Here is a 21,691-nt window from a genome sequence, read left to right as displayed (position 1 = left end):
AAAGCTTTGGCTATTATTTGAAAACGAGATAATAAATGAATAAAACGCTTAAAAAAAATATTGGCTTATTGCACCTTTGGCTCGGACTTGCGTCCGGGCTAATTGTTTTTATAGTTGCGCTTACCGGAAGTATATTGGTCTTTGAAGATGAATTGGATGAGTTTTTTAATCCTGAATTTTATAAAGTAGCAAGTATTGAAAAAGAAAAACTGCCAGTAGACGGTATTATTTCTAATGTGAAAGAAGAATTTCACCTCAAGAAAGTTGATCGCGTTCATTCTTTTTATGATCCAGAAAGAAGCTTAATGATTACTGCAACTGATTTTGAGAAGAAAAAGCAGCTTTTTTCTATTGACCCGTACACTGGTAAAGTTTTAGCCTCTATTCCTGCCGAAAGGCGTTTTTTTTCAATCGTTCTTGATTTGCATCGTCATTTGGTTTTGGGTGATTTTGGACAAGCAGTCACCGGAATCAGCTGTCTTATTTTTGTGTTTATGCTTTTGTCAGGACTTGTTTTATGGTGGCCAAAGAAAATTAAAAACTTAAAACAAAGATTAACAGTAAAATGGGGTGCATCATTCAAAAGAGTAAACTGGGATTTTCACTCAACTTTTGGTTTTTATACTTTTTTGGCATTGCTAATAATCTCACTAACCGGTTTAACTTGGTCGTATGAATGGTTTGAGAGCGGTGTATATTTATTGGCCGACGGAACTGCTAAAAAGAAATCTACAAAAGTTGAAAATCCAACTAAAATTGATCCAGAAGGAGATAAGTCGTTTTTCTATCAAAATATATTTTCCAAAACAGATAGTGTTTATACTTATAAAGGAGATACCCAAATCAGAATACCATCAGATACAATAAATAGTATTATGGTAATCAAAATGAATCTTGAAAAAGAAATACCCAATATTGCCAGTCTTGCTTATTTTGATAAGTATACAGGCGAAATTGTAGAAACGAGACCATTTGAATCATTTAGCAATGGAGACAAAGTGAGACGTTTGATTTACCCAATTCATACAGGAAGCATTTACGGTTATCCAACAAAAATTATTGCTTTTTTGGTTTGTCTTTTTGCTGTGACACTTCCAATAACGGGTCTACTTATTTGGCTTGGCAGGAAAAAGAAGAAATAGATATTTTTTTATTTCTAAACTAGACGAAAGTGATGCTCAATTATGGCAATTAATAAATCTCTTTTTTAAGATCTTTAATAATTTCATCAACGCTACAGTACAATATATCAAGATGATCAGCCGTTGCTGCGGTGAACTTTCTGGCAACAGCTTCTCTTACTATCTCTTTAAGATCCATATTCAATCCTTCTAAAAGAAAAAGATGCAGCCAAAGCTGAAGCTGCTCTGCATTTTGAAGTACGGCATTATAGTCAGCGCGCTTTACAGCATTTTGCAGCTCTTTTATTTCTTCTGGAGCTTTTTCTATAAATTGAGTAATGATTTCTTTTTTCCAACCTGGTTTTCGAAGTTCTATTTGATCAATCTGTGATAAATCAGCTTTTGGTCGGTGCATTGGGCGACGCTCTTTTTTGATAACCATTCTAATCGCCTCTAGTAATTCGTATTGTTTAAAAGGCTTTGGTACGTAGCCATCCATTCCGGCGTTGTAGCAACGGTCTTGTTCGCCAGCAAGGGAATGCGCTGTCATAGCAATAATAGGAATAGAGCTATTCATTTCTCGACGGATAAACTCTGTTGTCTGGTAGCCGTCGCGTACCGGCATTTGTAAATCCATCAGCACCAAATCATATTTTTTGTTAGAAAGCATTTCAATACCCTGTTCGCCATTTTCAGCAGTATCGATTTCGAATCCAAAACCTTCAATGACGTTTTGAGCCAGTTTTTGGTTTAGACGATTATCTTCGCAGAGTAAAATGCTAAGCCTTCCAAGATCGTTAACAGGTTTAATTTCTGCTTCTACAGTCTCATTAGTTGCTTTTTTATAAGTTATAGTAAAAAAGAATTCCGATCCGCGACCTTCGTGGCTTTTAACCTCAATCACCGAACCGTGAAGTTCTGTAAGCTGCTTAACAATGCTAAGGCCAAGTCCTGTGCCCCCAAATTTTCGGGTTGTACTTTCCTCTGCTTGTGTAAATCGCTCAAAAATAGTATCAAGATGTTCTTTTGGTATACCGATACCACTATCTTTAACAGAGAATCGAATCAAATAAGCATCAGCAGTTTCTCCTGTTTTTTTTACAGAAATAGTGACTTCTCCTTCAGTTGTAAATTTCAGTGCATTCCCAGCTAAATTGACTAGTATCTGATTGAGTCTCACTTCATCTCCAGCAACTCTAGTAGGAAGATCTGCATCCAAATACAGATTAAATTCTACACCGTGAGGCACCTTGACTTTCAGTAGATCATAGATATGTTTTAAAGCTTTGGTTAAATCAAAAGGCTGTAATTCTAATGTTAGGCCACCAGATTCAATTTTAGAAAGATCTAAAATGTCATTCACAATCAGTAGCAGGTTTTCTCCCGCCGTTTGCACGTCTTGTACAAAGCTACGCTGTTCTTTATCAAGGTTTGTACCCGATAACAATTCGGTAAAACCGATAACGGCATTGAGTGGCGTACGAATCTCATGGCTCATATTGGCCAGAAAATTTTCTTTGGCTGCAACTGCGCGTTCAGCTATTTTTTTCTGGCGTGCAAGTTCACTATTTTTAGTTCCCAACTCTAAAGTATTAATTACATGTCGAGCCACGATTTTAAGCGCGCTTAGTTGGCTATCATTAAGTTTTCTAGGTACATGGTCTGCTGCACACAAAACCCCTATATGATAGCCGTCATGAGTAGTGAGTGGTACGCCAGCATAGAAGCGTATTTTAAAGCCTCCGGTTACATTGGGATCATTCTTAAAGCGCTCATTGAGCAGTAAATCGGGAATTTCAACTAGCTCGGAGTCCATTATGGTATAACGGCAAAAAGTAATTTCTCGAGGAACTTCAGAAACGCCTAAACCAATTTCTGATTTGAACCATTGTCTGCTTTCATCTATAAAAGAAATATAAGCTATAGGAACTCCGCAGATGTAAGACACAAGCGCCGTAGCATCATCAAATGCATCATCGGGTAAAGTGTCCAGTATATTGTAGCGTTTTAATGCATCAAGACGCGCAGCTTCATTGTCGGTAACTGGTATTGGGGCAGCATTCATGATATAGAATTTAACTATAAAGGTACAAATAGTTGTAAATGAGTTTTTTATATTCTAACTGCGGTTAGATTATATAATTTACAGTTAGTATTTTATCAAAGCTTTAGTTTTTTTAACGAATGAAGGATTCTTGTTAAAAAATAGGAAAAGGATGAATATTTTTTATATATTTAATTTATAAAGCGATTTAATGAAAAACAAAATCATAAATTTTAGCTTATTCCAACGACTGCTTCTTACTAGCCAGTATGCAGTTATAGTGCTTCTTGTAATGTTAGTTTTTTCTTGTGCAGGTAAAATTTACATGAAAGAAGATTATACTTTTTACAATTCAAATTTTAGACTGGATCAGTCTGCTTCTTTAAGAACAGATGGCGTTTATGTATTGCAATCTATTTGGACAGCCGAAAATGGCGGTATTTTAAAACAGCCTAAAGACCATAGATTTTATAAATTCTATGCTACAGGACAATGCAATCTGTCATTGGATTCTTCGTTTGAAATAAAAACAGAAAAAGATTATGCGGATGCGGTTAGTAAGGATTTTCTAATGCAGAAAAACACGCTTTTTCAAGGTTATTATAAACTCTCTGCTGATAGAATTGCAATTGAGAGCAGAGTAGTTCCCCGACATCAGTTTGAATATAAATATGGTTATGTCAAAAAAGATAGTTTAATTATTGTTAAGGCAGGCAATAGTAAAAAAGGAACTTTTGATGATTCGAATTTCCCTGAATATTATAAGGAATATTACGTGTTTAAACCATTGGCTCTGCCAAATGAAAATCAGCCACAATGGTAACTTCTATAAGCGTTTAAGTAAACTAATTATTGATTAAAATATGAAAATACGAATAATGCTAAACTCCATTATAAAAAAGGGAAGTGTTTTAATACTTGCAATTCTGGCTATAAGCTGTATGTATAAAGAGCCAAATTTTACAATTAAAGGAGATGCTGCTCTCATTAAAAATATCAAAGTAAATGTAGAAATGATGAGAGATGGCGGCACAAAATTAGCTACAGCTTACTATAATGGCAATTCTTATACTTTTGATAATACTAATGTGCTTCGTTATAAAATATATGTATCCTATCAAGACAAATATTTTAATACTATTGAAATGGATAATCTGCATTCTAAAATTAAAGGAAAATCAATAAATGAAATTACTATTAGGAAGAAAGGTAGTAAAATAACTGTTTCCTATAAAGGTATAGAAGAGAGCAGTGGTAGTGCAGACAAAGAACTGATTGCAGATAAAGTGTTTTTTGAAGCAGAAGATATTAAGAAAGAAAAAGAGAAATTTACTGGCTTTTATAAATAATTAAAAGGATAATAATTATAAAGAAAAAATGAAAAAGATATATTTTATATGTTCCTTGTTAGCGGTTTTAGCGGTCGCCTGTAAAGAAAAATCAAATGAAGAAATGCGAGAAGCTGACCAAATTGATTCTCAAGCTTTAGCTAATGGACAACAAGTTGCAGAAAAAGACTGTCCAAACGAAGAGAATCTGCTTTGGCAAGGCGATACATTTGCGTCTTATACAGAAGATATTATGAGAGGCAAAGGCGTAATATCTTTTACAATGGAAATTAACGACAGATTGGATTTTTTGAATAATGATGATAGCGTTTTTGGCGAAATAGTATTAAACGAAGATCTGACTTTTTTTACGCTAAAAATGCCTCAAAAAGTCATAGCCAGAAAGGTTATTCCAGCCTATGATTTTGCTGCTTTTGATTTTGACTGTGAAGATATCGGCACTGATCCAGATTATTTTATCATTTATATCAATAAAGAGAAAAGAAAAATAAAAAAAGACGGACTTAAATATACTTTTTCTACATGGGAAGATTATATCAAAAAACAGCATATTGGTCTTAAAAGCTGTAACCTCATCAAAGATAAAGAAGGCGCTATCAATCAGAAAAGCAGTAATCAAGCTTTTGTCGTTAGCAAAATAAACGAAGATGAAATAGAGATTACTTCAGACAAGAACTGCTTGGGTGAAGATGTGCCTTTCGAATCTGTTAAGGGAAAAGTAAAATGGAAGTCGGGTAACAAACTGCTAATAAATTTTGCGCTCTGCAATTAATTTTTTCTCTCAAAAACGGTTTTTCTTTTCGTTGTTTAAACTAATAATTTTCTGTGCGATAAATACTTATCTTGTTTTTATTGTACTGGGAATTGTATAACATCTGCCTGAAATTAAATATTATATCCTGCATTTGCCTTTGTAACTTTAATATGAAATTTAATAATCATAAAAAAATAAGTTATGGCAGAAATAAAAATTGAGAAAAAGAAGCCTGTGTGGCCGTGGATTGTTGCAGTGGTACTAATTGCTGCACTTGTATATTATGTTTTTTTAAGAGAAGACCATGTACAGGATCCGAATAGAACAGAGATTGAAAACACTACAGCGGTGGACAGTACAGCAAATTAATCTTAGATAGCAGAAACATAATTATTGTTTAGGCCTAGGAAAAATATATAATTCATTAAAGCAGAAAAGAAAAATGGAAAATAAAGACAGAAATTTATACAAACTGGACGAACTTTCAGATTATAAGATTGCTTCGAACTATTCTGATGTAAGAGGATGGAAAATTGTAGACGCAGACAACCGTACCATAGGAACAATTGATGATTTATGGGTAAATAAAGATATGCAGCGTGTGGTTTATTTAGATGTAAAAGCAGATAAAGCGCTGATGGAAGATAGCCGTAATGAGGTCCACCAAACAATTGCCAGTGATAACGGTAGTGAATTTATGTACCGTGACGGTGATAGCCATCTAATTATACCTATTGGATCGGTTAACATTAATAAAGATACTAAAACTGTTATGGCAAGCGGTATAGGATATGATACCTTCAGAAGAACAGGCCGTTATAATACGCAGCAACGTTTTGACCGTAATTACGAAAGAGCAGTTTTAAGAGGTTATTATCCTAATGAAAATTATGATAATGATGATACTTTTTACAGTCGCAGGGAGTTTGATAACCGATATTAAGATTTAAAACTTTTAGAGTTTTATATTAAAAAAATACGAGATGTTTGATTTTAAACATCTCGTATTTTTTTATACTTCATTAAAAAGCAATTGAATAATTTAGAACTTTTTATTTAGAAAAAATAAGGCTGTACTAATCGCTACTCCAGCAATCAATGCTGTAGTAACAGGAGAGTTTTTATTCAAATTTGGATTTCCGTAAACGCGAAGCGGTTCTTGAGAGTTCTCGAGAACATTTCCAGGATTATTTTCCTTATTATGGTTAAGTTTCATTTTCATGCGCAAAGCTGCAGATGCGGTATTAATTACTGTTTTAGGAAATGTTTTATAAGTTCGAGTAATTGCCGCAGATTTTAAATCTGGAAAATGATCTTTTTTCGGATTTTTAGCTAGATTCACTATTGCTGCAGCCGTATCACGTGGGTCAGAAGCAATAAAAGGAATCGTAATATCAAAACCTGAATACTTGGCAGAATGGAGATTGCCCGTTGAATTCTGCAGCTGTGGATATACGTTGCAAATGTGAATGTGCTTATGATTGGAGATTTCGCCCTGTAGACATTCCATCATACCTCTAATTCCATATTTTGTGGCTGAGTAGACAGCACTGTATGGCGCAGGCATGAATCCGCCAATGGAGACATTATTAATCAAAATGCCTTCGTTCTGTTCTTTAAAGATTTTAATTGCATTGTAAGCACCATGCATATAGCCAAAAAGATTGGTTTTAATTACCTGCTGGTGTATTTCCATTGGAATTTCCTCAAATTTTCCGCTTGCCATAACTCCAGCATTATTTACCCAGATATCCACTTTACCATTTATGCTAAGAGCCTCTAAAGCTGCTTTCTCAACATCATCAGCATTTGATGTATCTGTTGAGATAGCTATAACTTTCACATTCGGTCTTTTGCAGTTTTCTGCAGCTTCATCTAGCCCTTTTTGACCTCGAGCCAGCAATATTACATTACAGCCTTCATTGACAAAAGCTTCTGCAGTTGCAAGACCTACGCCACTACTTGCACCTGTAATTACTACAGTTTTTCCTATAAGGCTATTTTTCTCTTTTTGAATGTCTTTCATAATTTTATTATTTAATATGCACTAAAGATTTTTATTTAAAAAGCAATGGATTTAGCTTAATAAATTTGGTCGATTCACAAGCAATTTTTTCGTTAGTTCTCGATGAGGCAGTTTTTGATTGGAATTTTTTATCACATGTTCTTGTATTAGAAGCAATGTTTTTATTATTCTGTGTAATCATGTTATCTGTTTTTAATTATAGATAAAGCAGAGAATTCATTTGTCGTTCTCTGTCTTGCTCACGGATTTATATTGTTTTTATAAGTAGCTAATTTACAGAGGTAATGATATTGTTTTCTTACAGAAGCAAGTGCGAATCTTATTAAATTTTCATGCATTTTAAATAGATTGGAAAATGTTTTAAATCTGTGTTAAAAGTCTATAAGCATTGTAATATAAATCTGAACTTTATAATACTGTTAATTTTAAAAATGAGGATATGGAAACGCAGATTATGGAATTAGAAAAAAAATACTGGGAGGGAATGGAAGAGAAAGAATACGAAACAGTGAGAAACCTCACCAGTTTTCCGTGTATTGTTGCAGGAAAAAATGGCGTGCACAGTATTGATGAAGCAACTTTTAAAAAGATGTTTGAGTCGGGAGAAGGAGATAAAATCAAGGTTTTGAATTTTTCAGATTTCCATTCGCAGCAACTTGACGATAACAATGCGGTTACGGCTTACCTAATAGAATTGGGTATAGCAGGAGAGGAAAAGCAAGAATCTTCAAAATGTGCCTGTACTTCGGTATGGATTAAAAAAGAAGGAAAATGGCTCTGTACACTACACACTGAAAGCGAATTGTCTCGGTAACAAGAGATATTTTATTGAATTGAAAAGCTTGAAAATTATTGGTTCTCAGGCTTTTTTTATTTGAAAATTAAGATTGCTATAAGCCAGAAAACAAAGCTTATTGTTAAAACTGGACCATTCAGAACCGAGTTTATCTTTCTACTTTTACATTGTAAAATTGATTTTATAAAAACTAATTTAATGAATATCAAACCTAAATAATTATACCGATGTCAAAGTTTCATCTTAATATTCAGGATTTAGTTCAGGGAGAGTTCCAACTGAAGAAAGTAAATGTAGCATTTGTTTTTCAGGTCAATTGTCCTGGCTGTTTTATATATGGCATTCCCATTACGAATGAACTCAATAACTTATTTGCAGATAAAGTTGGTTTCATTGGAGTAGCCACTGCTTTTGAAGATTTTCAATTTAATAATGAGGAAAACTTAAAACTGCTTTTAGCTGACGGAACTCTAGTGGGAGAAACAAAGAAGTATTACAATTCAAATTACGGTCTTTCCAAATATTCTGAACCTTTAACTTTTCCGACAGCTTTTGATCGTATGACCAATTCAGAAGACTTTTTTAATTCTGCTTCTTTTGATGTGATGTGTAATTCGATACCAGATTTTACTGCTTTTTCAGAAACAGAACAAGCAATTTTAAAACAAAGAATAAAAGCACATTATGCACAAATTCCTGTTATAGCAGAAACCTTTACTATTAATCAGTTAAGAGGTACGCCATCATTTATAATTTTTGATGATCAGTATACTATTTTAGGACATTATTTTGGTCATCAGAGTCAAGAAGTATTAAAAGCTAAATTAGCAGAGCTTGTGGAGAGTGTTCATAATTAATGAAAGTTATACTTTTAGAGCATTAAAATAATGAGCTCATTTCATTCTTGAATCTATAAACTCATTTAAAATACGCTGAACTGAGGCTTCCACATCGCCCGCAATAAGATTAGGAGATTTCAATAAATAATCGTCGACAAAGGCAAAAGTTGCTTTTTCGGTTTCATTAAATCTCTCAGCACTATCCTGCGCCGCAGATAAATTATAACGGAACTCCAAAAATGCTTGTAGTTCCAATTCAAACTTTTCTATTGACTCATTCATTGGAGTATATATTTATGTTGACAATCTTACAAGCAATTTAGTTTTAAAATGTCGTAGCTATGTTACAATTCTCTAATGTGATGTTATACAATTATATTATCTATTATTAAATAAAAGCTAAAAGAAATGTAAAAGCAACTGATTATATGTCAGCTGCTTTTATATTTTAATAGAATTTATTGTAACGGAAATTTTATCTCGCACTTAGATTTAAAGACACTGTTGATATATTTCCTGATCCGTCAAAACGTTCTGCCCAGACTTCAATAAAATCGTTGGTTTTTAGCTGAACGGTTCCTACAACTGGAAGTGCTACGATTCCTGCAGTAGATAAGAAGCCAGAAGAAGGTCTTCCATAAACTTTGGTATCGGTAAGTACTACACCGTTTCTGGCGATGTAAAGAACTAAAGTAATGTCTGCGCCTGTTCCTTGATAGGAAACAGAAGCTGATACCTGAAAATATCGAGTTTTATTTCCTCTATAAATAATTTTGTTATTTCCGTCTCTCGTGAAACGAAATAGATTGTTTGAGGTGGTGGTTCCGTTTAATTTAACCCTGCTTGCTGTTCCTGTTCCAGTAAATGTTGTGGTTACACCAGATCCTACTGTTGCGTCCAGATTAATATCTCCGATAGCGTCTGAATCTCCTTCTCTTGGTATGCCAGGTGCATCTACCGTCCATGCAGTACTGAAATTATATCCTGCATATGTGGAAGCTGCAGGATAACGGTTAATATATCCTCCGGTATTGGTGGTGGTGCCAGAGAAAACGGTTCCTAAAAGTACTCCTGTTCCAACAGATAGTGTAGCGTTGCTCACGTCCATAGCAACGTCTGCACCGTTCATAGTACTGAAACCGCTGTTTTTCTGTATCAATCCGAAAGTGCCGGTAAAGGTTTCAAAAGTTCCATTGTTGCTAGAAGTCCAAGCTTGGTTGTTAAGCAAAAGACTTCCGATATTGGAATATGTGATACCATTTGTATTATTGACAAACTGAATAATATTACCAAAGTAAAGTCCAATTCCCGATATACTTCCTACACCAGAAGTCATGCTGTCAACCACAACGTTCTGAACGAGTAGGGAAGACGCAGTCGCGGCTCCAGGGCCTACAATGGCAAAAGCAGTCCCTCCTCTTAGAGTAACGTTTCTAATACTTCCTCCAGTATTGCCTTGAAAAATAATTCCTCCTGTAAAAGATAAGACATCTTCATTGGCATCAAGTCCTGAAACGTAAGCATTATTGATATTAATAGGCCGTGTGAGCGTGATGTTACCGTTGATTTCATACAAAGTATTACTTGTAAGCAGATAAGCATTTCCACCGCCAGCAGCGAGTTCAGGAGCTAAATCGGCGGCTGATTTTACGAGTTTGTAATTGTTTCTTTTAAGAGCACTTTCGTTAGCCATTTTTACCCAAGTTGCAGAAAGCGTATTATAGAAATAAAAAGCCTTTTCTGTGGTGTCAAAGACAAGCAGACTTTCAGCCGGAGTTGTAATCGCGGTGCGCTGTGCTGTAGTCATTCGTGGTGCCAGCATTCCTTGTGTTGTTGAGGTTATGTCTAATATCGAAGTGGCATCTGGAGTAATAGTTCCTATTCCAATCTGAGCTTGTGATACTGCCGATAGTAAGAAAAAAAACAGCAGGATAATCGTCTGGTAGGATAAAGTAAATCTTGTATACATATGCTTTATTTTTAGTTTTATTTTTTCTTCGTTGGTTATTTGTTTCCACTATTGGAGATTATTACTTTTTTTGAGATTCTCTGATTTTCATCTGTTAGAAATTCGGCAATATATACGCCGTCAGACAAACCATCAGTTGGAAAAATGTATGCAGGTTCTGCATTTAAGTCTTTTTTTAGAATAACTGCTCTTCCTGTCATGTCAAATAAAGTGAACGATTTAATGGTGAATGCTTGCGGATTGGCTGCTTTAATATTCTTGCGTCTGCTGTCCTGATAGATAACAAAACTTTGCCAGTCTGGATTTTCCTCTATTCCAAGGGTCTGATCGGTAAAAGCAATAAAGAAACGGTCAGTATAAGTACCTGTTGCAACCAATAATTCATAAGAGGCATTTCTGATTTCATGGTAAGAGTCATCAGATTTGTCATAAAGATATAAAGCTTGCGAAGTATCTATATTCACAGCTTCTGATACATGAAATTTCAAAGTACTTGCTTTGGATGCTTTTACAGAGAGTGGAATTTTTTTATAGGGATCAAAGTTTACACCCTGAATAAGATAAGCCTTATCTTCAATCCAGAAATTAACATCTTCGGGAAGGTCTAAAGTCATGTTTAGCGCATCAATTCCAGAATCAGCTCCATCTGTTGCCTCATCGAGAAAAGCAAGAGCAAGCTGTCTGGTAAACTGGTTATTAATTATGGTATTCAATCTAAAATAAGAAAGCGGTTCAACTTCCTCTGTTTCGAGCTGTTTTTGCGCCTTCTTTTCAAATTGAGATAATCCGCTTGTCTCTCTCAGAAAAACGCGATGGGCATTCTTGAAAATGACATTTCCATTGGCAGTTCCATTAAGCAGAAAACCTTGCCCTATTGGAGCGTATCGACGCAGTTGTACTGTTCCTAATACTCCTCCTGGCCCAGGATTTACAGTCCCGTCCTGATTATAAGCATTAAATGTAGGAGGTACGTAAAGTCCTTCAGAAGTAGTATTAATAGGAGAGTAAGAACCGTAGCCTCCACGGTAAGCACTTAGATAATGTGAATTTACGTTACGATCCTGCTGCCAGAAATAAGCCGTTCCCCCCGTAAGAGTACGATTGTCAGGATCCAGCAAAAAGGCATTCAGATGCAGGACTGAAGGATACGGATTTCCTGTGAGTGTGGCACTTCCTGTTCCTAAAGATACAGTAATGTTACCGTTATTTGGTTTTCCCCTAAAATCATAGCGTTGTGCACCACCAGGATTATTCGCAACTCCCAAACCCGCTGGATCAAGCATATCAGTGCCCGAAGTTCCTTTCATCGTAAAACCTTCGCCTGGAGCTATAGTAGAGGCGGTTCCAACCGAAATCCATTGGGAGTAATTATTGGCATTTATTAGTTTATAAATCCAATGAGAAGCTATGGCAAGCGGACTAGCAGTTCCGTCATAACTTCCTGTAGGCAATAGTGTAGCAGGACTTGAAGCAATAGGGCCATCTGGACGCGAGAGCAAGCTAATACCGAAATTGGTATTTCCAGAAGCACTAGAAGGCGTTCCTACAGGAGAACACCAATAATTATAATCAAAATTGTCTGATGTTCCCTCTTGATATACAGATAAAGATCCAAGTCCAGTGTTTCCCGATGCACTGTTTCCACCTTGAACCAGCTGAGCATCATTTCTTAAATAAAGATTAGAATTAGGATTTAAATTTAGATTTTGCCCGACATAAAGAACTTGATTTTTGGCATAAATGCTAGAATTGGTGCTCAGATGCAGTTGAGAAAAGCTTTTGAAACTGAGCGTTAGAATAAACAGTGTAAATAGTTTTTTCATAATATCTTCTATAAGTTAAACTGTCTTAAAGCAATTAGAACATCAAATTTTTCTTCGCGTAAGCACTACGGCAAATCCAAGTATAAGACCCGCGGCGAGTAACGTAGAAGAATGTGAGTCAATTGGCAGAACGGGATCGTCATCAGGAAGACCGGGTGGTGGAGGACCTCCTCCCTGTGCATACAAGGCAGACGAAAAAAGAAAAAGCAAATAGAGTACATAGGTTAGTTTTCTAATGTTCATAACCAACTGTATTTACGCTGTTGAACCCAGCAATATTTAAGACTCTATTTTTCTGGCTGTTTCTAAAACAAAATGGTGTAATGCTCGCTCCTGAAAGAGGTAGTTGGAGAAGCAATAAAGTAGGAGGATAAATTGAATTTTTCAGCATAAGTACTTGGGGTTTAGTGAAAAAGACAAAGTTAAAATCAAAATCATATTTCACTTACATAATTTTTTCTTAGAATTATATAATTCCCACTTAAATAGTATTTAAACAATAAAACTCGTTTAAACAAAAAGAGTCAAATTGTTACGAATAACAATTTGACTCTTTTATTTTAATTGATTATTGAGCTATAAGTTTATTAGACTTAAATCTCAAACTTTTATTTTAAGAACGTGGTTTAGACAAATTTCTATCATACATAACAATCGTTCCAGCTACGGCTACATTCAAACTTTTCTCTGATTTAAATTTTACTAAATGATGGCATTTCTCCATAACTTTTTTAGATAAACCATGATCTTCAGCTCCTAAAACATAAACGCAGCGTCTCGGATGCTCAAAGGTTTCTAAATCGACAGCTTTATCAGATAGTTCAACGCCAACCAATCGTGCTCCTTTTGGTAAGTTTTCAAAAAAAGCTTCGAAAGTATCATAGTGAAAATATGGAATAGCTTTTACAGCATCGTGAGTATCGCAGGCTTGTTTCGCATATCGATTGCCAATAGTAAAGATAAAAGTTGCACCCAAGTTTTGAGCCGATCGCCAAAGCACACCTAAGTTTTCGGGTGTTTTTCCATTTTGTATTCCGATACCAAAGTATTCGTTTATAAAATTATCATTCATAAGACAAAAGTACAAACTGTAGATACATAAATCAATTTTTATAGAGACGAAAGAGATATTAACATAAATCACAACAAAGACAAGAAGAAGTTTAATTGCATATCATATAAATGCTAAGTTGCCAATTGTAGAAATAGATTCAGTTTTGATGAGGTAAAAGGTTTCTTATTGGTGATGTACTAAAACATTTGATTTATTATTGTTTCATATTAGCAGATAAATGGTTCATTTTACGATTTCTCGTTTCAGTTTATAATCTGAAACCATTTCTAGACATTTAAATATAAAGATTAAAGATTTTCGCTTTAATTTTAAAATATTAAATACGGCTTTTCAAATTGGCAGATGAAGATGCTGTTCGAAGAATGTAATGCAGTTATATTATTATGAGATTATAAAATGAACCTGTAAGGTAAAACAGTATTAATTTAAACGCAACAGAACTTATGGCGGCTATTCCTGACGAATTGTATAATGTTAAATTTGCAGCGTACCTTGATTCAATGAAAGAATTGTATCAACTCGACGAAAAATTTAAAGATATGTGCGATGCATACTGCGTAAGTACTGCCAAAACAGACTTTTACAAGGAAAAAAGCGAAAAAAGTTATCGACGCAAAATGAAGTTTGAAACTCTGTCTAGAGAATTAGAAGAAGAAATACTTTTTTATATCATGCGCAATAGGTAATTCTTTTTAGTACAAAAATTTACATTACGTTTGTTAAAGTGTTATTTCTGATACTGCTTTCCATTCTTCCATTTTTTCTGCTGTCGTTAAGCCCGCATTTAGTCCGCTGGTTGAAGGCAGCGTTTTATAAACAATACCTTCCTGCGGAAGAGTATGTTTTTGGAAATATTTTGCAGCAGCTTTGCTTTCAAAAAAGACATATTTTATATTGGGGTATTGTTTGTGCAGACTTTCAAAATCATTTATTGTTTCTTCTTTTATTTTGCCATCACTGCTTCCTTCTCGTTTACAGCTTTTTAGCACATTCCAAAGACCAATGTTATATTTTGTAAGGAGTGCTTTTCGATCTTCATAAGAGGCACTAAATTCTTCTTCAAAAATGGCAAACAGAATTTTCCAAAAAAGGTTTCCCTTGTTCGCATAGTATTGCTGTTTGGCAATGGATTGCTCGCCAGCCATAGTTCCCATAATCAGAATAATTGTGGAGTTGTCGATTAATGGATGTAGGGCTTCTCTGTGCATAATTTCTTGTAAGTTTTTGTAAAATTACGAATAATGGATAACAATGTTATTCTCGTCTCTAAGGGAAAAAATGTGGAATAAATTTTTGATTGAGTATTTTGTTTAATTCTAAACCACACAAGTACTGCTAGTTGTTTAATGTTTTGTTTCTTATTGTTTTACAGTACGTTTTTTATCGAATTTTATAAGAGATAATCTTTTCTTTCTCTTTTGCTTAAAAATTAAACAGAAGTTAATTCTTTACGGAAAGACGTAAAGAAGTGTGGTTTTATTAAATTATTTTCGCCCGAATTATAATAACTAACTTCAAATTTATAAAAAGCTTATGCGGAAACTCTACTTACAGCTTCTATTTTTAATTTCTCTTAATAGTTATTCTCAAGATGTTCTTTGGGAAAAATCTTACGGAGGTATACATGCAGATTACCTTTTTGATGCACAACCGACAGCTGATTATGGCTTTATTTTAGCTGGAAGTTCGCTTTCGAATAAAACGGGAAATAAGGCAGATGATAATCATGGCGATCTAGACTACTGGGTTTGGAAAATGAAAGAAAACGGAGAACTTGACTGGCAGAAAAGTTTTGGCGGAATTGGTTTTGATTTGCTCCAAAGTATTAAAAATACTAAAGATGGCGGATTTATTCTCGCTGGAACTTCAAACTCTTCGAAAAGTTTTCAAAAAAAAGAGAACTGTAAAGGTCTTTCTGATTTTTGGGTAATAAAATTAAATGCTGCTGGAGATGAACAGTGGCAAAGAACTATCGGTGGTAAAGGGCAGGATGAACTTTTGTGTGCTTTCCAGACTAAAGATGGAGGTTATATTTTAGGAGGCTCTTCAAGCTCAAATCCAAATTCGATTTCAAATTCTAATCTAGATGAAGACTCTTTTGCTACTGATATTTATTCAAAATCAGAGAAAAGCAGAGGCAGTATGGACTACTGGATAATCAAGTTAGACCAAGAAGGCGTTATCCAATGGCAGAAAACCTATGGTGGCCAATATTCTGATATTTTGAGAAGCATGGAGCAGACCTCGGATAACGGATATATTCTTGCAGGATATTCTAATTCTCCTATTTCAGGTGATAAAACAGAATCAAATAAAGGTATTGGCGATTATTGGATTTTGAAAATAAACGATACTGGTGTTATTGAATGGCAAAAAGTCTATGGTGGAGACGGTGATGATCAGCCGTACGTAATTCATCAGAGTAAGGATGGAGGCTATATTGTTGGAGGAAACTCAAACAGTTCTAATGCATTGACAACTGAAGGAGGAATTGTGGCCAACGGAACAGATTACTGGATTCTTAAACTGGATCAGGAGGGAAGTGTTGTCTGGAGTAAAACATATGATTTTGGAAAAGTCGATATCCTTACATCGTTAGTAGAAAATAATGATCAAACTTACTTAATAGGTGGTCATGCGCGCAATTCAGCTCCGAGATCTGTTGGGGGACTGGTATCAAAAGCAACAAGTTTAGTGGCAAAAGAAAAAGACGGAATTAACGATTATATCGCATTGAAAATTAATAACGAGGGAGAAGAAATCTGGAATAAAACCGTTGGAAGCGGAGGCGAAGATATTCTTCGAAAACTTGTCGAGACCAGAGACGGGGGCTATCTTATGGCAGGAACTTCTAATGGTTCATCAAAAGATAAAAACTCCAATATTGGATCAAATGATTTTTGGGTCGTAAAATTAAAAGATAAGGCTCAAGTTGAAAAAGTAAAGGCAAGTATCGAAGCCATTCCAAATCCTGTATCAACTTTTACAAATGTAATTATTGGGTATGATTTTACTAAAGGTACCGCATCAGTAATTGATATTTTAGGAAGAACCTTGCAACACTTTGATATTTCCAGCAGAACTGTGCCGGTAGATTTAAGCTATTATGCTGAAGGAATCTACATCATCAAAATTCAGACTGATGTTAAGACAGAGTCTGTTAAAGTTATTAAGAAAGTTAATTAAAAATTACATGATGCAAAAGCAATTTATTAAGTATTCAGTAAAAACTTTGTTTTTACTGTTTTTCATCTTTATATCAGAAACTGGTATTGCTCAACCAGATACCAGTAAGTATTTACCCAATATAACTCCACCATCTCCTGTTGCAGGTGAACTTGGAAAATTTGGAAATATTCCAGTTGGATTATTTACAGGAGCTGCAAATATTTCTGTACCATTAACAAGTTTTAAAACAAAAGATTTAGAATCGCCAATTTCTCTTTTTTATGGCTCTAACGGAATAAAAGTTGATGAAGTCGCATCAAATGTAGGCTTGGGTTGGAATATGAATTTTGGAGGTGTCATTACACGTACTGTTCGTGATAAAGCAGATGAGATGCAGGCTGCAGTTTATCCGCCAGATAACTTAGCTAATGCGACTAATGAGGCTAAATTGCAATTTTATCGAGCTGCTGTACAAGCAAGTGCAGATACTGAGGCTGATATATATTCTTTCAATTTCAGTGGAAATTCAGGTAAATTTATTTATGATAAAACCGGCAATCCCATTTTCGTTAATAATCAAAAAATTAAAATTCAAAGAGTTGGGATTAATAATGCCGATTTTTTATTGACAGCCACTAACGGTATTCAATATTATTTTACAGAAAAAGAAACAACTGCTTTTAGAAATCAGGGGGCAGGACATTCTGTAATTAGCGGAAGTGTGACGGCATGGTATTTAAGCAAAATAGCGCATCCAAACGGATCAGAAATATATTTCACTTACGAGGATAGTTATATGGAATATACTGCATCTAATTCACAAACTTTTACAATCGCATATCCTGCAATGCAACCTGATTGTTCAGGTACTTTGGCAAGTGCTCCAGTTATGAGTGATATCGTTGCTTATAATATGACTGTATTAGGTAAACGAGTAAATAAGATATATAGTAATAATACTAATGATGGATACATAAATTTTAGTTACAGTGCCGCAGGAGTTAATGAAGAAGTGGAGGGAAATAGTAAAATTCAGACCGTTACTCAGTTTAATAAGGAAGGAAATGAGATTGAAAAAATAAATTTTACTTATTTGAAAACTGCCAACGGACGCGTTTTTTTAGAAAATATTACCTTTCTTGATCCTTCTAAAAAATACGGTTTTGAGTATATAAATAGAGAAAACTTTCCTCAAAGATTATCAAAAAGCCAAGACCATTGGGGATATTATAACGGTAAATCTAATGTGAACTTAGCGCCTAAAAATATCGCCGACTATAATTTAAATGACATCGATTATAACGGTGCAGATAAAGAGCCAGACGCAAATTTTGCTAAAACAGGACTTTTAAGTAAAATGATTTATCCTACTAAAGGATATACTCAATTTGAGTATGAAAGTAATACGTATTGGGGAGACAAAACTACCTATCCAGTAAAGACAACAGATACATATAGAAGGCCACGAACAGATTGGAATGAAGAACCTGTCATATATACCTTAACTTCTCCAATAGACCAAAGAATTGAATTTACTGGTTATGTAGCTTTTTCAAGTGATCAAGAGCCTAAATATGATATGTATGGTAATCTAATTCCAGATCCAAATGATACTGGACATGATATTGCCTCTTTGCAGGTAACTTGCGTTGATGCAGGAGAAACACCATGTCCACAATTGTATGATATTAGATATACAGGTGAAAAGCTATATTATTCCGATTACTGGTTTGTAAGTAAAACAACCAAGAAATTTTATTTAGATGCAAAAGCAGGTAAAACATATAATTTACATTTTTTTAAAGGTGGTTTTTATACAGTTGCATTATTAACTGTGACTTATTATCCGACTGCACCAGTAACGATCAGTACTAATTTAGAAACAGGCGGAGTAAGGATAAAAGCGACAAAGGACTTTTCAGACACAGCATCAACACCTATTTACAAGAGATTTTACTATGCTCCAAAAAACGATATTAATCATTCTTCTGGAAACAAAGGAAAAACGCCGTATTATGTAGATCTATCAAAGACAAGAAAAACATGTTCAGTAGGTCAGGGTCAGCTTGGTTTATGTTGGTATATTGATAATGAATTTCTAACAGTTAGTTCCAGCAGCATTATTTCTTTGTTTGATACAGGAAGTAGTAATTGTTTTTATAAATACGTAACTGTTAGTGAGGGAGGAGATAATTTTGAGAATGGTGGAGAAATGAAAGAATACATTATTCATAGAGACAATTTTGGACAATCAATTTTAGGTACTGATATTAAAAGTGCTCCGCTTACTAATTTTGGATGGGACAATGGTCTGGAATTGAAATCTGAGGTTTTTCAAAAAAGATCTGCTGGCAATCCGTTTATAACTGTGGCAGAGAATATAAATAATTACAAATTAGATCCTATATATTCTAATGAGATAAAAGCGTATGCTGTTAGAAAAAACTTCGAAGAGCCTTGTCCGAGCTCACAAACTATTGAAAATTTTAGCATTGTAGAATATAAGACGATAGCACATTGGTTTTATTTAGAATCTTCAATTTCTAAAAAGTATGACCTTAATGGACTAAACCCTATAGAAACTACAACTGCTTATCAGTATGCTAATCCTTCACATATTCAGCTGACTTCTCAAAGTATACAATCTTCGACACAGGAAACTTTAGAAACCAAGTACTACTATCCTCATGATTTGGCAGCTGAACCCTTTGCATCTAATATGATAATGGACAACAGAATTGATACTGCTTTAAAAACGGAAACTTACAGAGGTTCAATAAAATTATCGGAACAAAAAACAGTATATGCTAAAGATGAATCAACTAAAAACTTACTGCTTCCTAAATTTATTTATTCAGCTAAATCTTCTAATTCTTTAGAGAAAAAAATCGTGTATGATAAGTATGATGAAAAAGGAAATGTCTTGCAATATACTCCTGAAGGAGGTATGCCAGTGTCAATTATTTGGGGTTACAATAAAACACAGCCAATTGCGAAGATCGAAAATGCAACTTATGCACAATTAGAATCATCAGCAGCAAATCTGGAGACAATTTCAAATTCAGGTAACGAAACAAATTTAATTCAGGCATTAAATGATTTAAGAAACACCTTTTCAAATGCAATTATAACAACTTATACTTATAAGTTATTGGTGGGAGTATCAACAATTACAGATCCTAAGGATGTCACTACCTATTATAATTATGATGAGTTTAATAGATTGAAAGTAATAAAGGATAATGAAGGTATGATTTTATCAGAGAACCAGTATCATTATAAAGACTAAAAGAAGAGAGATGAAAATATATATATATAGCTTTTTGTTGTTAATCGTTTCATTTGGATATGGACAAAAAGTAGGTGTTAATGCGGCTCCTCCAGGTGGCGGGGGAGGCGAAACTATGTATCGATGGTATGAAGATGAGGATGGAGACGGTTTTGGAAATCCAAATAATAGTATTTTGAGGGCTACTAAACCAGATGGTTATGTAAGTAACAAAAATGATTGTAATGACTATAATCCTAATATAAAAGATACTGGTTTATGGTATTTAGATGCTGATGGGGATGGTTATGGTACTAGTTCTGTAATTTCTACTAGTTGTACAAAACCTGCTGGTTATGTAGAAAATGCTGCTGACTATAATGATTCAACGGTTAACATAACAAATGTAGCCCCGCAATATTACTACAAGGATGCTGACGGCGACGGATTCGGTAATCCATCTGTGTATGTTTACTATAGTGTTAAGCCTAGTGGTTTTGTAACCAACAATACAGACTGTAATGATGCCGATATAAGCGTGAACCCTAACACTGTTTGGTACTCAGATTCTGATGGCGATGGCTTTGGAGCAGGATCGGGAGGAAATTCAAAAAAGAGTTGCACGCAACCTGCTGGTTATGCAAGAAACGCACAGGATTGTAATGATAACAATAGTAGCATACATCCAAACACTATATGGTATAATGATTACGATGGTGATGGCTATGGCGATAGTAATGACACGTTTGTTGCATGTGCAACTCCTGTAGGACATCGTTATGTAACAAGAGGAGGAGATTGTAATGATGCAGATGCAACTTTAAATCCAGGAGTAATTTGGTATCAAGATGCGGATAATGATGGTTTTGGAAATGCCGCTGTAAAAATAACTAGTTGCGTACAACCATCGGGATATGTCCGTAACGGATCTGATTACAATGATGGAACGGCTAATATAACGAATGTTGCTCCCCAATATTTTTATAAGGATTTAGATAATGATGGATTCGGAAATCCTTCTATTTCTATTTATTATAGCTACGCTCCGGGAAATTATGTAGCCAACAATACAGACTGCAATGATGGAGACGCTGCCATTAATCCCAATACGATCTGGTACCGTGATGCAGATGGAGACACTTTTGGAACGGCCGCAACCAAACTGGTTCAGTGCACCCAGCCGGCAGGATATGTGAGAAATTCATCAGATTATAACGACACGACAGCCAATATCACCAATATTGCCCCATCGACCTTTTATAGGGATGCTGATGGCGACACGTTCGGAAACCCTTCCTTAAGCGTTTCGTACAGCGTGAAGCCTACGGGATACGTAGCCAACAATACGGACTGCAATGATGCTAACGCTGCCATTAATCCCAATACGGTGTGGTATCGAGACCAAGATGGAGACACTTTTGGAACGCCTGCAACCAAACTGGTTCAGTGTACCCAGCCT

At 34.9% G+C, this 21,691-nt stretch carries 19 protein-coding genes; 12 read left to right on the top strand and 7 right to left on the bottom strand.

All coding sequences use genetic code 11. From position 1 onward, the window contains the following. Positions 1–35: 35 nt before the first annotated feature. On the top strand, positions 36–1,142 hold the full coding sequence (locus tag EG814_RS10940; protein ID WP_125721804.1) for a PepSY-associated TM helix domain-containing protein: 1,107 nt from the start codon (positions 36–38) through the stop codon (positions 1,140–1,142). A gap of 49 nt (positions 1,143–1,191) precedes the next feature. On the opposite strand, the gene EG814_RS10935 is transcribed toward EG814_RS10940, so the two are convergent. Next, positions 1,192–3,186 (bottom strand): GAF domain-containing hybrid sensor histidine kinase/response regulator, encoded by a 1,995-nt coding sequence (locus EG814_RS10935; protein WP_125721802.1) that lies wholly within the window; start codon positions 3,184–3,186, stop codon positions 1,192–1,194. Between the two features lie 190 nt (positions 3,187–3,376). Here EG814_RS10935 and EG814_RS10930 point away from each other — a divergent pair, with 190 nt between their 5' ends. The 5 genes from EG814_RS10930 (at position 3,377) to EG814_RS10915 (ending at position 6,211) form a co-directional block, all read left to right on the top strand. Then, the gene (locus EG814_RS10930; protein WP_125721800.1) at positions 3,377–3,988 is read left to right on the top strand and encodes a hypothetical protein; all 612 of its coding nucleotides are present in this window, start codon (positions 3,377–3,379) and stop codon (positions 3,986–3,988) included. 40 nt (positions 3,989–4,028) lie between these two features. Continuing rightward, positions 4,029–4,514, top strand: coding sequence for a hypothetical protein (locus EG814_RS10925; protein WP_125721798.1), 486 nt, complete (start codon positions 4,029–4,031; stop codon positions 4,512–4,514). 28 nt (positions 4,515–4,542) lie between these two features. Continuing rightward, a complete protein-coding gene (locus EG814_RS10920) occupies positions 4,543–5,286 on the top strand; it encodes a hypothetical protein (protein WP_125721796.1) in 744 nt (247 codons plus the stop codon). Positions 5,287–5,469: 183 nt separating this feature from the next. Further along, positions 5,470–5,637: a hypothetical protein gene (locus tag EG814_RS21025; protein WP_164515317.1), complete on the top strand. Its 168-nt coding sequence runs from the start codon at positions 5,470–5,472 to the stop codon at positions 5,635–5,637. 73 nt (positions 5,638–5,710) lie between these two features. Then, the gene (locus EG814_RS10915; protein ID WP_125721794.1) at positions 5,711–6,211 is read left to right on the top strand and encodes a PRC-barrel domain-containing protein; all 501 of its coding nucleotides are present in this window, start codon (positions 5,711–5,713) and stop codon (positions 6,209–6,211) included. Between the two features lie 99 nt (positions 6,212–6,310). On the opposite strand, the gene EG814_RS10910 is transcribed toward EG814_RS10915, so the two are convergent. Next, positions 6,311–7,294 carry an SDR family NAD(P)-dependent oxidoreductase gene (locus tag EG814_RS10910; RefSeq protein WP_125721792.1) on the bottom strand — a complete coding sequence of 328 codons (984 nt, stop codon included), beginning with the start codon at positions 7,292–7,294 and terminating at the stop codon, positions 6,311–6,313. A gap of 439 nt (positions 7,295–7,733) precedes the next feature. Between EG814_RS10910 and EG814_RS10905 the strand changes: the two genes are divergently transcribed. Both EG814_RS10905 and EG814_RS10900 read left to right on the top strand, forming a co-directional pair. Then, entirely contained in the window at positions 7,734–8,108 is a 375-nt protein-coding gene (locus EG814_RS10905; RefSeq protein ID WP_125721790.1) for a nuclear transport factor 2 family protein, read from the top strand. Between the two features lie 209 nt (positions 8,109–8,317). Then, entirely contained in the window at positions 8,318–8,947 is a 630-nt protein-coding gene (locus EG814_RS10900; RefSeq protein ID WP_125721788.1) for a hypothetical protein, read from the top strand. A 36-nt stretch (positions 8,948–8,983) separates the two neighbouring features. On the opposite strand, the gene EG814_RS10895 is transcribed toward EG814_RS10900, so the two are convergent. The 4 genes from EG814_RS10895 to EG814_RS10880 all read right to left on the bottom strand — a co-directional run bounded on the left by EG814_RS10895 (position 8,984) and on the right by EG814_RS10880 (position 13,793). After that, entirely contained in the window at positions 8,984–9,211 is a 228-nt protein-coding gene (locus tag EG814_RS10895; protein WP_125721786.1) for a hypothetical protein, read from the bottom strand. A gap of 193 nt (positions 9,212–9,404) precedes the next feature. Further along, a complete protein-coding gene (locus tag EG814_RS10890) occupies positions 9,405–10,898 on the bottom strand; it encodes an autotransporter outer membrane beta-barrel domain-containing protein (protein ID WP_235830957.1) in 1,494 nt (497 codons plus the stop codon). A 35-nt stretch (positions 10,899–10,933) separates the two neighbouring features. After that, the gene (locus EG814_RS10885) at positions 10,934–12,721 is read right to left on the bottom strand and encodes a T9SS type A sorting domain-containing protein (RefSeq protein ID WP_125721782.1); all 1,788 of its coding nucleotides are present in this window, start codon (positions 12,719–12,721) and stop codon (positions 10,934–10,936) included. Positions 12,722–13,334: 613 nt separating this feature from the next. Continuing rightward, positions 13,335–13,793 carry an RNA methyltransferase gene (locus EG814_RS10880; RefSeq protein ID WP_125721780.1) on the bottom strand — a complete coding sequence of 153 codons (459 nt, stop codon included), beginning with the start codon at positions 13,791–13,793 and terminating at the stop codon, positions 13,335–13,337. A gap of 446 nt (positions 13,794–14,239) precedes the next feature. Here EG814_RS10880 and EG814_RS10875 point away from each other — a divergent pair, with 446 nt between their 5' ends. Then, a complete protein-coding gene (locus tag EG814_RS10875) occupies positions 14,240–14,482 on the top strand; it encodes a hypothetical protein (RefSeq protein ID WP_125721778.1) in 243 nt (80 codons plus the stop codon). Positions 14,483–14,515: 33 nt separating this feature from the next. Here EG814_RS10875 and EG814_RS10870 read toward each other — a convergent pair whose 3' ends face one another. Continuing rightward, on the bottom strand, positions 14,516–15,004 hold the full coding sequence (locus tag EG814_RS10870; RefSeq protein WP_125721776.1) for a DNA-deoxyinosine glycosylase: 489 nt from the start codon (positions 15,002–15,004) through the stop codon (positions 14,516–14,518). A 325-nt stretch (positions 15,005–15,329) separates the two neighbouring features. Between EG814_RS10870 and EG814_RS10865 the strand changes: the two genes are divergently transcribed. The 3 genes from EG814_RS10865 to EG814_RS10855 all read left to right on the top strand — a co-directional run. Beyond that, entirely contained in the window at positions 15,330–16,982 is a 1,653-nt protein-coding gene (locus tag EG814_RS10865) for a T9SS type A sorting domain-containing protein (RefSeq protein WP_125721774.1), read from the top strand. After that, complete coding sequence (locus EG814_RS10860; protein ID WP_125721772.1) at positions 16,939–20,253, top strand: sugar-binding protein; 3,315 nt, start codon at positions 16,939–16,941, stop codon at positions 20,251–20,253. Before EG814_RS10865 ends, EG814_RS10860 begins: the two co-directional genes overlap by 44 nt. A gap of 10 nt (positions 20,254–20,263) precedes the next feature. Beyond that, positions 20,264–21,691, top strand: a 1,428-nt coding sequence (locus EG814_RS10855; protein WP_262700064.1) for a MopE-related protein, incomplete at its 3' end; no start/stop codon positions are given.

It is taken from the genome of Flavobacterium ustbae (assembly GCF_003946915.1).
In the GTDB taxonomy this organism is placed as follows: domain Bacteria; phylum Bacteroidota; class Bacteroidia; order Flavobacteriales; family Flavobacteriaceae; genus Flavobacterium; species Flavobacterium ustbae.
This window is presented reverse-complemented; position numbering and strand designations above follow the sequence as displayed.